Source organism: Microbacterium sp. PA5 (genome assembly GCF_049860775.1).
GTDB lineage: Bacteria > Actinomycetota > Actinomycetes > Actinomycetales > Microbacteriaceae > Microbacterium.
In genome coordinates this window covers 679,741-694,174 of sequence record NZ_CP187567.1, presented here as the reverse complement: position 1 = coordinate 694,174, position 14,434 = coordinate 679,741, and the positions used below count along the sequence as shown (strand labels likewise).

16 protein-coding genes are annotated in these 14,434 nt (G+C 73.2%); 8 read left to right on the top strand and 8 right to left on the bottom strand.

The genetic code is table 11. The features are described 5' to 3' along the window. Positions 1 to 141: 141 nt before the first annotated feature. Genes ACPWUT_RS03185 through ACPWUT_RS03160 form a run of 6 tightly spaced genes read right to left on the bottom strand, consistent with a single transcriptional unit; the run spans position 142 to position 2,450 of the window. The gene (locus ACPWUT_RS03185) at positions 142 to 339 is read right to left on the bottom strand and encodes a CsbD family protein (RefSeq protein WP_284529664.1); all 198 of its coding nucleotides are present in this window, start codon (positions 337 to 339) and stop codon (positions 142 to 144) included. 51 nt (positions 340 to 390) lie between these two features. Further along, the gene (locus ACPWUT_RS03180; protein WP_425840558.1) at positions 391 to 963 is read right to left on the bottom strand and encodes a hypothetical protein; all 573 of its coding nucleotides are present in this window, start codon (positions 961 to 963) and stop codon (positions 391 to 393) included. Next, a complete protein-coding gene (locus tag ACPWUT_RS03175) occupies positions 960 to 1,520 on the bottom strand; it encodes a hypothetical protein (RefSeq protein ID WP_425840555.1) in 561 nt (186 codons plus the stop codon). Before ACPWUT_RS03175 ends, ACPWUT_RS03180 begins: the two co-directional genes overlap by 4 nt. Beyond that, positions 1,517 to 1,828, bottom strand: coding sequence for a hypothetical protein (locus tag ACPWUT_RS03170; protein ID WP_284529658.1), 312 nt, complete (start codon positions 1,826 to 1,828; stop codon positions 1,517 to 1,519). Before ACPWUT_RS03170 ends, ACPWUT_RS03175 begins: the two co-directional genes overlap by 4 nt. Before the next feature lie 2 nt (positions 1,829 to 1,830). Continuing rightward, positions 1,831 to 2,031, bottom strand: a complete 201-nt coding sequence (locus tag ACPWUT_RS03165; protein WP_284529656.1) for a DUF2273 domain-containing protein — start codon at positions 2,029 to 2,031, stop codon at positions 1,831 to 1,833. Then, positions 2,028 to 2,450 (bottom strand): Asp23/Gls24 family envelope stress response protein, encoded by a 423-nt coding sequence (locus ACPWUT_RS03160; RefSeq protein ID WP_425840551.1) that lies wholly within the window; start codon positions 2,448 to 2,450, stop codon positions 2,028 to 2,030. Before ACPWUT_RS03160 ends, ACPWUT_RS03165 begins: the two co-directional genes overlap by 4 nt. A 198-nt stretch (positions 2,451 to 2,648) precedes the next feature. Here ACPWUT_RS03160 and ACPWUT_RS03155 point away from each other — a divergent pair, with 198 nt between their 5' ends. Genes ACPWUT_RS03155 through ACPWUT_RS03145 form a run of 3 tightly spaced genes read left to right on the top strand, consistent with a single transcriptional unit; the run spans position 2,649 to position 4,062 of the window. Further along, positions 2,649 to 3,194 carry an RNA polymerase sigma factor gene (locus ACPWUT_RS03155; RefSeq protein WP_425840548.1) on the top strand — a complete coding sequence of 182 codons (546 nt, stop codon included), beginning with the start codon at positions 2,649 to 2,651 and terminating at the stop codon, positions 3,192 to 3,194. A gap of 5 nt (positions 3,195 to 3,199) precedes the next feature. Continuing rightward, the gene (locus ACPWUT_RS03150) at positions 3,200 to 3,754 is read left to right on the top strand and encodes an Asp23/Gls24 family envelope stress response protein (RefSeq protein WP_425840545.1); all 555 of its coding nucleotides are present in this window, start codon (positions 3,200 to 3,202) and stop codon (positions 3,752 to 3,754) included. Further along, positions 3,751 to 4,062, top strand: coding sequence for a hypothetical protein (locus tag ACPWUT_RS03145; protein WP_284529648.1), 312 nt, complete (start codon positions 3,751 to 3,753; stop codon positions 4,060 to 4,062). Before ACPWUT_RS03150 ends, ACPWUT_RS03145 begins: the two co-directional genes overlap by 4 nt. Here ACPWUT_RS03145 and ACPWUT_RS03140 read toward each other — a convergent pair. Beyond that, positions 4,040 to 5,953 (bottom strand): phosphoenolpyruvate carboxykinase (GTP), encoded by a 1,914-nt coding sequence (locus ACPWUT_RS03140; RefSeq protein ID WP_425840542.1) that lies wholly within the window; start codon positions 5,951 to 5,953, stop codon positions 4,040 to 4,042. The genes ACPWUT_RS03145 and ACPWUT_RS03140 overlap by 23 nt on opposite strands. A 121-nt stretch (positions 5,954 to 6,074) precedes the next feature. Between ACPWUT_RS03140 and ACPWUT_RS03135 the strand changes: the two genes are divergently transcribed. The 4 genes from ACPWUT_RS03135 (at position 6,075) to efeB (ending at position 11,335) form a co-directional block, all read left to right on the top strand. Further along, entirely contained in the window at positions 6,075 to 7,514 is a 1,440-nt protein-coding gene (locus ACPWUT_RS03135) for an XRE family transcriptional regulator (RefSeq protein WP_284529646.1), read from the top strand. Between the two features lie 295 nt (positions 7,515 to 7,809). Continuing rightward, positions 7,810 to 8,763 (top strand): iron uptake transporter permease EfeU, encoded by a 954-nt coding sequence (gene efeU, locus ACPWUT_RS03130; protein WP_425840539.1) that lies wholly within the window; start codon positions 7,810 to 7,812, stop codon positions 8,761 to 8,763. Next, on the top strand, positions 8,760 to 10,016 hold the full coding sequence (gene efeO, locus ACPWUT_RS03125) for an iron uptake system protein EfeO (protein ID WP_425840536.1): 1,257 nt from the start codon (positions 8,760 to 8,762) through the stop codon (positions 10,014 to 10,016). Before efeU ends, efeO begins: the two co-directional genes overlap by 4 nt. Then, entirely contained in the window at positions 10,013 to 11,335 is a 1,323-nt protein-coding gene (gene efeB, locus ACPWUT_RS03120; protein ID WP_425840533.1) for an iron uptake transporter deferrochelatase/peroxidase subunit, read from the top strand. Before efeO ends, efeB begins: the two co-directional genes overlap by 4 nt. 36 nt (positions 11,336 to 11,371) lie before the next feature. Here efeB and ACPWUT_RS03115 read toward each other — a convergent pair whose 3' ends face one another. Then, positions 11,372 to 12,436 carry a winged helix DNA-binding domain-containing protein gene (locus tag ACPWUT_RS03115; RefSeq protein ID WP_425840530.1) on the bottom strand — a complete coding sequence of 355 codons (1,065 nt, stop codon included), beginning with the start codon at positions 12,434 to 12,436 and terminating at the stop codon, positions 11,372 to 11,374. 250 nt (positions 12,437 to 12,686) lie between these two features. Here ACPWUT_RS03115 and ACPWUT_RS03110 point away from each other — a divergent pair, with 250 nt between their 5' ends. Then, complete coding sequence (locus tag ACPWUT_RS03110; RefSeq protein ID WP_425840527.1) at positions 12,687 to 14,345, top strand: thiamine pyrophosphate-binding protein; 1,659 nt, start codon at positions 12,687 to 12,689, stop codon at positions 14,343 to 14,345. Positions 14,346 to 14,434 lie beyond the last annotated feature (89 nt).

Sequence of the window (14,434 nt, the reverse complement as noted above, 5' to 3'; positions counted from 1 at the left end):
CGAGCCGACACGATTCCGACGAGCCGACACGCTCTTGCACGCACGCAGCGTGTCGGCTCGTCACAACCTTGTCGGCTCGGCGGAGGTGGAGGGGGACGCGCGGACGCGGCGCACCCGGGGGATGCGCCGCGTCCGGGCCGGTCACTTGCCGTCGAGCGCGTCCTTCGCGTCCTTCGCGGCGTCCTTGACGTCGGAGGCCGCGTCCTTCGCGTGGGCCTTGACCTGGTCGGCCTTGCCCTCGGCGACGAGCTTGTCGTTGTCGGTGGCCTTGCCGACCGCCTCCTTCGCCTTGCCGGCGAGGTTCTCAGCGGTGTTCTTGATGTCGTCTGCGAAGCCCATGAGGCTCTCCTTTCGTTGTGTTTCCCACATCCCGCGCGGTGGCGGGAGGTCTCAGTCGACGCGCCGGCCCCGCGCCAGCGCGGTCCGGATGCCGGTGGTCAGGTGGACGACGGCGGGGAGCGGGATCCCCAGCGCGGCGTCGAGATCGGCCAGGGCGCCGCGCACGCGCCCGGCCGCGTCGGCGAGGTCGGCACGCGGCCGCAGCTGCACCTTCAGACGCAGCAACCGCTGCCCGCGCCGGGCGTAGGTGGTCGCCTGGACCGCGAGGACGTCGGGGGCCGCGGCGAGCGAGGAGCGGACGATGCCCTCCACGACCGCGGTGTCGACGACGATGCCGTCGGCGTCCACGGCGCTCCGGGTGCGACCCCGGCGGGACCCGACCGCCCAGAGGACGGCGAGCAGCACGACGAGGGAGGCCGCCGCGGCGAGGATCCACGCGACGGCGACGACGCCGAGACCTGTGGCCGTCACCGCGTCGGCGACGGTGTCGTCGACCGGGAGCGGCGCACCGCCGAGGGTCGGTGCGATCAGCGGCCAGATCGCGATCGCGGCGACCCCGAGGCCGACGATCCCGAGCGCGGCCAGGACCAGGCGGTTCGCCGTCCGGCGCCCTGCCCCGGTCACGACAGCGCCCCCTGCCCGGTGACGCGCGCGCGGGTGCGCACCCGCGGCGTGAGCTCCAGCGACGCGATCCCGGCGCTGCCGGCGCGGGCGACCTCGTCCGCCGCGACGGGGAAGCCGGAGGAGGGCGTGACCTCGATGTCCGCCCGACGGCGGGCGACATGCGTCCGCACCTGGTCGGGGGCGACGCCGGCGGTCCGCGCCGCGCTCCGCGAGAGCGAGCCGGCGAGCACGGCGTCGTCGACGACGAGCGGCGCGCGCTCGTCGCCCGACAGGCGTCGTCCGGCCCGGCCGGGGCTGACGGCGCCCCACAGGCAGACGACGCCGAACACGAGGGCCACGGCGCCGATCGCGACGCCGACGGGCGTGCCGCCGGAGACCGTGTCGATGATCGTCCGCGGGCCGGCGACCCATGCCGGGAGTCCGAGCGCGAACCGGACGGTCTCGAAGACCACGAACCCGGTGGCCACGGCGGCGACCAGCACGGCTGCCGCCGCCCAGACGCTGCGGGATCGCCGCAGCATACGACGCGCGGACCGCTGGGTGAGCGGGGTGGTCACGATGTCCTCCTGTCGTCGTCGATGTGATGTGTGAGATGGATCCGCACGTCCGAGACGGACGCGCCGGTGAGATCGGTCAGTCGCGCGGCGACGACCTCGCGCGTGCGCGCGGCGCGGGCGAGGATGGACTCGCCGCCGACCCGTGCACCCGCAGAGACCTCCGCCGCGATGCGGCCGGCGTCGTCCCGTACGCGCGCGGAGGCCGCGCGCCGCGGGACGCCCAGCGCCTCCGCCGAGACCGCGGCCGCGATCCGCTCGTAGGCACGGGAGGTCACGACCACCCGGCCGGGGATCTGCGCGCGGTCCACGGTCAGCCCGCCCGCCGTCCGCGGGCCGCCGCGACGGCGGCGCGGAGGTCGAGCGTCCCGGAGAGCGAGGCGCCGACGAGCCAGCCCACGAGGGCGAGCACCGCGACGAGCACCATGCCCCAGAAGCCGAAGGCGAGGGCGGCGAACGCCAGGACGGCGCCCGCCGCCGCGCCGAGGACCGAGGCCCCGTGCACCGTCGTCACTGCACACGCTCCTCGACCGGGGCGTCGTCGCCCGGGATGTGGACGTCGACGACGGTCACGTTGATCTCGGCGACCTCCATGCCGGCGAGCTGCGTGATGGCGTCGGCGACGGCGTTGCGGACGTCGGTGGCGACGCGCTGCAGCTGCTCGGGGTACTCGGCGACGATGGAGATGTCGGCGGCCACCTGGGTCTCGCCGACCTCCACGCTCACGCCCTGGCTGAGGTCCTTCGCGCCGACGGCCTCACGGATGGTGCCGATCACGCGGGCGGCCCCGCCGCCGAGGGCGTGGACGCCCGGGACCGAGGACGCCGCGATGCCGGCGATCTTCGCGATCACCGGGTCGACGATCACGGTCTTGCCGGCGCCCGGGGTGGGGACGACGTTCGCGGTGCTGCTGCCGGTGGTGTTGGTGGCCATGCTGATTCCTTTCGTCCGGCCCCGATCGGGGGCCTCTGCGGGTGTGACGGGTGCCGCGGTGTATTCGTCACGATGTATTTCCTGGCAGTTGCCTGAGTGCCGCGGCGGACCATCCATCCGGGCACTGACACGCGCGGGCAGGTGTGGCAGGGTCGAATCCGACGCGGCGGTGGCCGCACGGATCACGCCAGGGGGAACGTGGATCGACTGGTCTCCGTCGAGGACGGCATCCTCGCCCAGCGCGCCGCCGACGGCGACGAGCGCGCGTTCGGGGTGCTCGTGCGCCGGCACGGTCCGTTCCTCGTGGCGTTCGCGACGAGGATCCTCCGCTCGCGGGCCGACGCCGACGACTGCGTGCAGGAGGCCCTGATCGTCGCATGGCGCCGGCTGCCGGAGCTGCGCGAGCCCGACCGGGTGCGGGCGTGGTTCTCGACGATCGTCGCGCGGAAGGCCACCGACCGCCTGCGGTCCCGTCGACCGTCGACCCCGATCGAGGACGCGGAGCCGCTGTCGACCCTTCCCGGCCCCGACGAGTCGGCGCTGACGTCGTCGCAGCTCGATGCGCTCCGCGCGGTCCTCGACGAGCTGCCCGCCGAGCAGCGCACCGCGTGGCTGCTGCGCGAGGTGAGCGGCTACAGCTACGACGAGATCGCCCGGGAACTGGGGATCTCGGCCACGGCCGTGCGGGGGCGTCTCGCCCGCGCACGTGCCACCGTGTTCGAACGCATGCAGGAGTGGAGGTGAACGGCATGGCCACGGAGACGATCGGAGAGTCGGGCTACACGCTCGAGGAGCTGTCGGAGTACCACGACCGCGGACGACTCCCCGCGATCGCCGCGATCGACGGCGACCCGCAGTGCCGAGCTGTCCTGGACTCGATGGACAGGCTCGGAGCACTCTCCCGCGAGCTCATCGAGACCGATGCGGCGCAGGGCCTCGAGGAGTCGTGGTTCGAGCAGATCATCGGGGAGGTGGCCCGCGAGTCCCGCGCGGGGCGCGACCTCCCGCTCGAGACGGGCGACGACGTGACCCTCGTCGTGACCGAGGGCGCGGTGCGCGGCCTCGTCCGCGACGCCGGGGACGGCGTGGACGGCGTGCTCGTGGAGCGTGTCGACGTCACCGTCGAGGACGGACGGGTCGATGTCGCGCTGACGGTCAGCGTGCTGTACGGGCTTGCCCTGGCGGAGGTCGCCGCGCAGGTGCGCGCGGAGGTGTATGCGGCCATCGCCGGAAGCGCTGCGTGGGACGTCGGCGAGATCGACGTGACGATCGACTCGCTGCGGATGCGGGAGGAGCGGTCATGAGCGGGACGAGCGAACTGGCCCTGCGTGTGGACGCCGCCATCCGGGAGGTCCCCGGCGTCGCCGAGCTGTACTTCGCGGCGCCGCTGCCCGCCCGGCTGTGGCGGGTCGCCGTGGAGCGGACCGAGGCCTACTCGGTCGTCACGGAGCGCGACGGCGCCTACGAGGTCACCGCGAGCATCGGGGTGGAGCACGCGCGCGCCGACACCGTCGCCTCGGCCGTCGCCGCGCGGGTGCGCGACGCACTCGGTCAGCCGGAGGCGACGGTGACGGTGCGCGTGAGCCGCCTCAGTCCCGCGCGGCCAGAGTGAGCCGGTAGCGCAGCGCGGCCAGCTCGGCGTACAGCGCCGCCGGCACCCGGCCGCCGAACGTCGAGAAGAACTGCTCGGTGAGGTCGGCCTCCTGCAGCCACAGCGCCGGGTCGACCTCGAACAGCTCGTCGAGGTCGGCCTGCGGCACGTCGATCCCGTCCACGTCGATGTCGTCGGTGTGCGGGAGCCGGCCGATCGGGCTGTCCTCGGCGCCCACCGAGCCGTCGATGCGGCGGATGATCCACTCGATCACGCGGGCGTTGTCGCCGAAGCCGGGCCAGAGGAAGCGTCCGTCGGCGCCCTTGCGGAACCAGTTCACCTGGAAGATGCGCGGCGCGCGGTCGAACCGCAGCGACTGGCCCACCTTCAGCCAGTGTCCGAAGTAGTCGGCCATGTTGTAGCCGCAGAAGGGCAGCATCGCGAACGGGTCGCGCCGGAGCTCCCCCACGGTGCCCTCGGCGGCGGCGGTGCGCTCGGAGGAGATGTTCGCCCCGAGGAAGACCCCGTGCGTCCAGTCGGTCGCCTCGAGCACGAGCGGCACGTTGGTCGCCCGACGTCCGCCGAAGAGGATCGCGTCCAGGGGCACGCCCTCGGCGGCATCCCAGTCCGGCGCGATCTGCGGGCACTGGCCGGCGCTGACCGTGAAGCGGGAGTTGGGATGAGCGGCCGGGCGGCCCGACGCGGGCGTCCAGGGCTTCCCCTCCCAGTCGGTGAGCTCGGCGGGGACGTCGTCGGTGAGCCCCTCCCACCACACGTCGCCGTCGGGACGGAGGGCGACGTTGGTGAAGATCGTGTTGCCCCACAGGGTCTCGACGGCCGTCACGTTGGTGGATTGCCCGGTGCCCGGCGCGACTCCGAAGAATCCCGCCTCGGGGTTGATGGCCCAGAGCCGTCCGTCCTCGCCCGGGCGCAGCCAGGCGATGTCGTCGCCGAGCGTCTCCACGCGCCAGCCGGGGATGGTGGGGCGCAGCATGGCGAGGTTCGTCTTGCCGCACGCCGACGGGAACGCGGCGGCGAGGTGGTAGGCGCGGCCCTCGGGACTGATGACGCGGATGAGCAGCATGTGCTCGGCGAGCCAGCCCTCGTCGCGCCCGATCACCGACGCGATGCGCAGCGCGAAGCACTTCTTCGCGAGGATCGCGTTGCCGCCGTAGCCGGATCCGAACGACCAGACCTCCAGCGTCTCGGGGAAGTGCACGATGTACTTCTCGTCGTTGCAGGGCCAGGCGGCGTCCTGCTCCCCCGGGGCCAGCGGCGCGCCGACCGAGTGGACCGTCTTGACCCACGGCTTGCCGGCGGCGATCTGGTCGAGGACCGACGTGCCGACCCGCGTCATGATGCCGATCGACGTCACGGCGTAGGCGGAGTCGGTGACCTGCACGCCGATGTGGGACAGGGGGCCGCCGACGGCGCCCATGGAGAACGGCACGACGTACATCGTGCGTCCGCGCATGGAGCCCGCGAACAGCGGCGTCAGGGTCGCGCGGATCTCGTCGGGCGCGATCCAGTTGTTGGTCGGACCGGCGTCCTCCTCGCGCTCGGAGGCGATGAAGGTGCGACCCTCGGTGCGTGCGACGTCGCTCGGGTGCGAGCGGGCGAGGTAGGAGCCCGGCCGCCACTCCGGGTTCAGCCGGATCAGCTTGCCCTCGTCGACCTGCTGGCGCAGCAGCGCGTCGTTCTCGGCGCGCGAGCCGTCGACCCAGTGGATGCGCGCCGGCTGGGTGAGCGCGGCGATCTCGTCGACCCAGGCGCGCAGCTCCGCCAGCCCGTCGCTGTCGGCCGGCGCGCGACCGAAGGCGGAGGCGTCGTAGCCGGCGGAGCGCGTGCCGCCCTCGATGCGCGCGTCGGTGCGGGGTGCGACGGGGCGGGTGAAGAGGTCCGCGAGGGCCATGTCGATCTCCTTCGATGAAGCGTCCTACGGCTGGGTCGTGCCCCCACTATCCCTCTGGTTCGAGCGCATTTTCCGATCCTGTTCGTGTCAAGAATGTCGATTCTTTCGATATGCTCAAGGAATGCCCACCGCGCTGGAACTGTCGACCCTCGGCCACCGCATCCGCCACCAGCGGGTCTCCCACGGCTACACCCTCGACGAGCTCGGCGCGCTCGTCGGCGTGGCCGGCAGCCAGCTGAGCCTCATCGAGAACGGCAAGCGCGAGCCCAAGCTCTCGCTGCTGCAGGCGATCGCCACCGCCACCGGGACCGACGTGACCGACCTGCTGTCGACCGAGCCGCCCAACCGGCGGGCGGCCCTGGAGCTGGAACTGGAGCGCGCGCAGACGAGCCCCGTGTTCCGCCGCCTGGGCATCCCGCCGCTGCGGGTCACCCGCACGATGACCGACGAGACGATCGAGTCCGTGCTCGCGCTGCACCGCGAGCTGCACCGTCGCGAGCGCGAGGCCATCGCGACGCCCGAGGAGGCGCGGCGGGCCAACACCGAGCTGAGGCTGAAGCTCCGCGAGCGCGACAACTACCTCGCCGACATCGAGCGGCTCGCCGAGAAGCAGCTGAAGGCGGCGGGGCACACCTCCGGCGCGCTCACCCACCGCACCGTCAGCATCATGGCCGAGCAGCTCGGTTTCGAGCTCATCTACGCCAACGACCTGCCGCACTCGGCGCGCTCGGTCACCGACCTCGAGAACGGCCGCATCTACCTGCCCCCGGCGTCGATCCCGGGCGGGCACGGGCTGCGCTCGATGGCGCTGCAGGCGATGGCGCACCGGCTGCTCGGGCACGCGCCGCCCACCGACTACGCCGACTTCCTGCAGCAGCGGCTCGAGATCAACTACTTCGCGGCGTGCTGCCTCATGCCCGAGACGGCATCGGTCGCCTTCCTCGCGCAGGCCAAGAAGGATCGCAACCTCGCCGTCGAGGACTTCCGCGACGCGTTCGGCGTGACCCACGAGGCGGCAGGCATGCGGCTGACGAACCTCCTCACCCAGCACTTCGGCATCCGCCTGCACTTCCTGCGCGTCGACGGCTCGGGCGCCATCAGCCGCGTCTACGAGAACGACGAGCTCCCGCTGCCGATGGACGTCACCGGCTCCGTCGAGGGGCAGATCGTCTGCCGGAAGTTCGCGGCGCGGTCGTCCTTCGGCGAGCAGAACCGCACGACCGAGCAGTACCAGTACACCGACACCCCCGCGGGCACCTTCTGGTGCTCCAGCCAGACCGGGACGACCTCCGACGGGGAGTTCTCGATCACCGTCGGCGTGCCGTTCGACGATGCACGGTGGTTCCGCGGCCGCGAGACCCAGAAGCGAGCCGTCTCCACCTGCCCCGACGAGAGCTGCTGCCGCCGCCCCGACGCCGAGCTCACGCGGCGCTGGGAAGGCAAGGCCTGGCCGAGCGCGCGCGTGCACATGCAGATGTTCTCGCCGCTCCCCCGCGGCGCCTTCCCGGGCGTCGACGACGGTGAGGTGTACGCGTTCCTCGACCGTCACGCGCAGGGCTGACCCGCGCTCCGTGCCGCTGGCATGTCCCACTTTCGGCGGGGCATGTCCCACTTTCGGCCGGGCGTGTCCCACATTCGGTCGGTTCCGGGCTGCCGCTGCAACCGAAAGTGGGACATGCTCGCGTGCTCGCCGGACCCGACACCCCCCTTCCAGGGTTGGAAACGGCGACGGCGCGGGTGTACTCTCTCGCAGGTGAGGTTCGCCTAACCTAACGTCGCTCGCCGGACGGCGCTCGACCGAGGGCTGCAACGGGGCAGCGGCACCGGCCTCGCTTCCGCTCACCGAAACAGACCCCGTGCTCGCCACCTTCCTGATCGGCCTCCGCGAAGGCCTCGAAGCCGCCCTCGTCGTCGGCATCCTCGTCGCCTACCTCACGCGCATCGGCCGCCGCGACGTGCTCCCCCGGCTCTGGGCGGGGGTCGCCCTGGCGATCGCGCTTGCCCTCGGCATCGGCGCCGTGCTCACCTTCGGCTCCTACGCGCTCACCTTCGAGGCGCAGGAGCTCATCGGCGGGCTCCTGTCGCTGCTCGCGGTCGGCATGGTCACGTGGATGATCTTCTGGATGCAGCGCACCGCCCGCACCATGAAGGCCACGCTCGAAGGCGGGATCGATCGCGCCCTCGCGACCAGCGGCTTGTGGGGCATCGTCGTCATCGGGTTCGTATCGGTCGCGCGAGAGGGCATCGAGACCACCCTGCTGCTGTGGTCGATGGTGCAGTCGTTCGGCGATGCGCCGACGGCGCTCCTCGGCGCCGTGCTCGGGCTCGCCGCCGCGGTGCTCCTGGGCTGGCTGCTCGCCCGCGGCATGGTGCGCCTGGACCTCCGCCGCTTCTTCGCGTGGACGGGCGCCTTCCTCGTCGTCGTCGCGGCCGGCGTGCTCGCCTACGCGATCCACGATCTGCAGGAGGCAGGCGTCCTGCCGGGCCCCTTCTCGGCGTCCGCTCCGCTCGACCCCGTCACCGGCGCGGTCGCCGTGGGGCTCGTCGGCTTCCCGTTCGGCTGGGCCTTCGACCTCAGCGCCACCATCGCCCCGGGCGGATGGGCGGCCGCCGTCCTCCAGGCCACGGTCGGCTTCATGCCGCAGATGACCTGGCTGCAGGTGATCGCCTGGGCCGTCTACATCGCCGCCGTCGGCTCGTTCTTCGTCCGTGGTCTGCGCCCTCGCCCGACACGCGTCACGGACGCCGCGGCGCCGGCGACCCCCTCCGTCCCCTCCGCCCCTTCCCGCGCACCTCAAGGAGCATCATGACCCGCACCCTTCCGCTGCAGACGACCGGCGCCGCGAGGAGCCTCGGCGCCCTCGCCGTCGTCGGAGTCGCCGCCCTGGCCCTGGCCGGCTGCGTCGCGAAGGCCGACGTGGCGGCCGCCGACACGCTGACCGTCACCTCGACCGACACCGCGTGCGAGGTCTCGACCGGAGCCGCGACCAGCGGCACCCTGACCTTCGACGTCGCCAACGACAGCTCGCAGGTGACGGAGTTCTATCTGCTCGCGGAGGACGGCCTGCGGATCGTCGGCGAAGTGGAGAACATCGCACCGGGCGCCTCCCGCACCCTCACCGTCGTGGCCCAGCCCGGCGAGTACTTCACGCTGTGCAAGCCCGGCATGGTCGGCGAGGGCGTCGGCCGCGCCGGGTTCTCGGTCTCCGGCGACGCGGTCGCCGCGACCGGCGACGATGCCGAGCAGAAGCAGCAGGCGGTCGACCTCTACGCGGCGTTCGTGAAGGATCAGGTCGAGCAGCTCGTGCCCGCCGTCGACGACTTCGTCGCGGCATACGAATCCGGCGACGACGAGGCGGCCCGCGCACAGTTCCCGCAGGTGCGCGCCTTCTACGAGCGCATCGAGCCGGTGGCCGAGTCGCTCGGCGACCTCGACCCGCGCATCGACTACCGCGAGGTCGACGCCGTCGCCGAGGGCCTGGACTGGACCGGGTTCCACCGCATCGAGAAGGACCTCTGGGTGCCCGCCCGCGACGCGCTGAACGCCGACGGCGAGACGCCCGCCTGGCAGGACTGGGCGCCGTCGACCGACGCCGAGCGCGCCGCGTTCGGCGACCAGCTCATCGCGGATGTGGCAGAGCTCAACGACTACGTGCACTCCGCCGACTTCCAGACGGCGCTCGACGCGCAGGGCGTCGCCGGCATCTCCAACGGCGCGATCTCGCTGCTGGACGAAGTCGCGACCGGCAAGATCACCGGCGAGGAGGACTGGTGGTCGGGCACCGACCTCTGGGACTTCGCCGCCAACGTCGAGGGCTCGAAGATGGCGTTCTCGCTCGCCCGCGACTTCGCCGTCGCGAAGGGCGACCAGGGCGCGGCGCTCGCCGAGCAGATCGACGAGGGCTATGCGGCCCTCGACGCGGCGCTCTCCGCGCACGGCTCGCTCGCCGAGGGATTCGTCGCCTACGGCGAACTGACCGACGACGACAAGCGCGAGCTCACCGACCTGCTGAACGCCCTGGCCGAGCCGCTGTCGCAGCTCACGTCGACCGTCCTGGCGTGAGCGCGGACGTGGAGGCCGGCGCCGACGGCGGTGCCGCGGAGCGGTCCGGACCGCCCTCCGGCCTGAGCCGCCGCGGCCTGTTCGGACTCGCCGCCGGTGTCGGGGCGGCCGGGCTCGCCCTCGGAGCCGGCGCCGGATCGGCGGCCGGCGTCGCCGTCGGCCGGGCGCGTGAGCGGGACGGGGCGTCGCCCGTCCACGACTTCTTCGGCGCGCACCAGGCCGGGATCACGACGCCCGTGCAGGACCACCTGCACTTCGCGTCCTTCGACATGATGGCCCGCACCGATCGCGCCGACCTCGTCTCGCTCCTGCAGGACTGGAGCTACGCCGCCGCGCGGATGACGCAGGGTCTGGACGTCAGTGCGACCGGCGCGATCGGCGGCTCACCGGAGGCCCCGCCGGATGACACCGGCGAGGCGCTGGGGCTGCCGGCATCGGGTCTCACGATCACCTTCGGGTTCGGTCCCACCCTGTTCGAGACCGCCGAGGGAGACGACCGGTACGGGCTGGCGGCGCGGCGGCCGGCGCTGCTGGAGAGGCTGCCGGCGTTCCTCGGCGACGACCTCGACCCCGCCAGATCCCACGGCGACCTGTGCATCCAGGCGTGCGCCGACGACCCGCAGGTCGCCGTCCATGCGGTGCGCAACCTCAGCCGCATCGCGTTCGGCCGGGCGCGGCTGCGGTGGTCGCAGCTCGGCTTCGGCAAGACGTCGCGGACGACGTCCGCGCAGGCCACGCCCCGGAACCTCTTCGGCTTCAAGGACGGCACCGCGAACATCCTCGCCGACGACCACGAGGCCCTGGCCGAGCACGTGTGGGTGGGCGAGGGCGACGAACCGGCCTGGCTGACGGGAGGCTCGTACCTGGTGGCACGGCGGATCGCGATGCTCATCGAGACCTGGGACCGGGTGCGCCTGTCGGAGCAGCAGCGGATCATCGGGCGCGACAAGGGCGAGGGCGCCCCCCTCTCGGGCGGCCGCGAGGGCTCCGCCCCCGACTTCGCGGCGGCGGACGCCACCGGCGCTCCCGCGATCGACGCCGCCTCGCACGTGCGCCTGGCCCACCCCGAGACCAACGGGGGCATCCGGATCCTGCGGCGCGGCTACAACTTCGTCGACGGCAACACCGAGCTCGGCCGCCTCGATGCGGGCCTGTTCTTCCTGTCGTACCAGCGCTCCCCCGCGCAGTTCGTCGCGCTCCAGCGCTCGCTGTCGACAGACCTCATGAACGAGTATCTGCGGCACGTCGGCTCCGGGATCTGGGCGATCCCGCGCGGCGCGGCGCCCGGGTCGTACGTCGGCGCCGAGCTGTTCGCCTGACGGCGGCCGGCTCCGCATCCGCACCGCGGGCAGGCCTCAGCCGGTGATGAATCGCGCGAAGCGACCGAGCGCCGCCTCGACGGCAACGGCGTCCGCATCGCCGAACAGCTCCGGCACGGGGGCGAGGTGGTGCTTTCCGACGGCCACCGAATGCGACCACACGCCGACGATCTCGCCGTCCGCGACGAGGACGGGCTGGACGATCCCGTTCATGCTCGGCCCGATCCGCCGGGTGAACTCCGGTGCGCAGGGCGTCGTGCGGTCGACGTACGACAGGTAGTACTCCTCGAAAGGCGGCAGCGCCTGCACCTGGTCGACGCGGGCTCGGCGCGGCGTCGGTCCAGCGGCGACGAACAGCCCCTCCTCGACCTCGACGACCCGGTCGCCCGCACCGTCCCGCGCCTGTTGCGACAGTCCCTTCGGCAGGCCCGCCCACCATCCGAAGTCACCCGTGCCCGCCGGCCCGTGGCCGCGCACGTACCGGACGAACAGCTCCGCGAGCGGATCGGCGGGCTCCGCGGAATCGGTGATCCACCCTTCGGGCGCGACGACGTACTGGTCGCGCGTCGGGCCGCTCTCGCGGGGCACGACGGGTCCGAGCACGACCACCAGCCGCAGCGCCAGCGCCGAGAAGATGTGGTTGCCGCGCATCCCGGACGGGTCGATGCCGACGCCCGACAGGACGGCGGCGAACTCGGGGCGGGTGATCCGGTTGCCGTCCGCGAGCACGGGGCGCACCGCCGCCTCGGCGCGCGCCAGCATGTCCGCATCGATGCCGAGGCTCCGGTGGATCCCGGCGTACTGCTTGGTCTGCCGCTCGGCGGTGACCCGGAGGATCCAGGAGAGGTCCCGCGCCGGCAGGATGTGCAGCGTCCCCCGCTGGGTCCACGAGCGGACGAGCCCATCCGGTTCCGCGAACGCGGCGTCGACGTCGCTGAGCGTCGGGGCGCCGCGGGTACGGGCGGCGAGCGCCCACCGTCCGCCCCAGAACTCCTGCCCCTGGGTCGCCGTCATGTGGGTCGCCGCCTCGGTGACGGATGCGGCGGGAGCGCTCAGCCGGTGGTGGCGAAGCCGCTCGCTGCGCAGCCGGTCGAGTTCCATGCGCTCATCCTGCCGTGGATGTCCCACTTTCGGTCACGCATGTCCCGCTTTCGGTCGCCCGCGGGCGCTCGATCCAGCCGAATCAGGGACATGCGGCCCGGCGGCAGCCCTCACCGGATCGTATACACTCGCACTGTCCGGCGGCCACGGCCGCCGGTGCTCGGAAAAGGGGCACGCAGCCGCGCGACGTCGATGTCCGCGAGCGAGACACATACGGCCTCGCATCCGTCCCGTCTTCGCTGGAGCTCCCATGCCCACGGTTTCCGCGCACGTCGCGCACACCCTCGCCCACCACATCGACCACGTGTTCGGGGTGATGGGCAACGGCAACGCGTACTTCCTCGACGCCCTGGAGCGCTCGACGGCGGTGTCCTTCACCGCCGTCCGGCACGAGGCGGGCGGCGTCGTGGCCGCCGACGCGTATCACCGCGCCGGCGGCGGGCTGGCGGCGGCCACCGCCACCTACGGCGCCGGCTTCACGAACACTCTCACCGCCCTCGCCGAGGCGGTGCAGGCGCACGTGCCGCTGATCCTGGTGGTCGGCGACGAGCCGACGTCGGGCCCCCGCCCGTGGGACGTGGACCAGATCGCCCTCGCCTCGGCCGTCGGCGCGCGCACCTATACCGTCGGGCGAGCGGATGCCGCCGCCACCACCGTCATCGCGATCGAGCACGCCCTGTCGTATCGCGTGCCGACGGTGCTCGCGATCCCGTACGACGTCGCGCGGCTCGACGCCGGGCCGGTGCCCGACGCACCCTCGCCGTCGCTTCCGGCGCCCCTCGCGCCGTCGCCCTTCGCCCGCGCCGCGATCGCCGACCTCGCCGGCGCGCTCGCCCGGGCGCAGCGGCCGCTCCTCCTCGCCGGACGCGGAGCCTGGGTCGCCGGCGCCGGGGAATCGCTCGGTCGGCTCGCGGACGCCACCGGCGCCCTCACCGCGACGACAGCGCTCGGCCGCGGCATCTTCCCCCGCCCCGAGTTCGACCTCGGCGTGACCGGAGGATTCGGCGCCGACGGCGCGATGGAGCTCGTCCGCACCGCCGACGTGGCGGTCGTGTTCGGCGCGGGGCTCAACCAGTTCACGATGCGGTTCGGCGAGCTGTTCGCGCCCGGCACGCGGGTGGTACAGGTCGACGTCGCGCCCGCGGCGACGCATCCGCACGTCGGCGGGTTCCTCCGCGGCGACGCGGCGGTCGTGGCCTCCGCGCTCGTCGAGGCGCTGGAGGGCGCGCCGTCGTCCGGCTGGCGGGAATCCGTCGACCTCGCACCGCTGCGCGCCCGCGAGCCCGGCGACGCCCTCGCCGCCGACGGCCGCCTCGACCCCCGCTCCGTCGCCGCGCGCATCGGCGAGCTGCTCGAGGCGCACCCGTCCACGCGCGACCGCGTCGTCGTCTCGGACGGCGGCCACTTCATCGGGTGGGCGAACATGTACTGGCCGGTCGCGTCGCCCGACCGCATGCTCATGGTGGGCACCGCGTACCAGTCGATCGGACTGGGCTTCCCCTCGGTGCCCGGCGCGGCACTCGCGAAACCGGAGGCCACGGTGGTGCTCACGACCGGCGACGGCGGCGGCCTCATGGCGCTCGCCGACCTGGAGTCCGCCGTGCGCGTCGCCGCCGGACGCGGCCTCGCCGTCGTCTGGAACGACGCCGCCTACGGCGCGGAGGTGAACCTGTACGGGCTCCAGGGCCTCGCCCGGGAGCCGATGCTGATCCCCGAGGTCGACTTCGCCGGCCTGGCCCGCTCGGTCGGGGCCCAAGGCGTCGTGGTGCGGGAGCTCGCCGACCTGGAGGTGCTCGACGAATGGGCCGCCCGTCCGGCATCCGACCGGCCGTTCCTCCTGCTCGACTGCCGCATCTCCGGCGACGTCATCGCGCCGTACCAGCAGGAGATCATCCGCGTGAACCGCTGAGTGGTCGGAAGTCGGAAGTATCTCCCCGCGCGATGGTCCAGCTCCCCGACGCGGGCGTCAGTGCGGGACGGTCGCGCGGACGGTGCGCC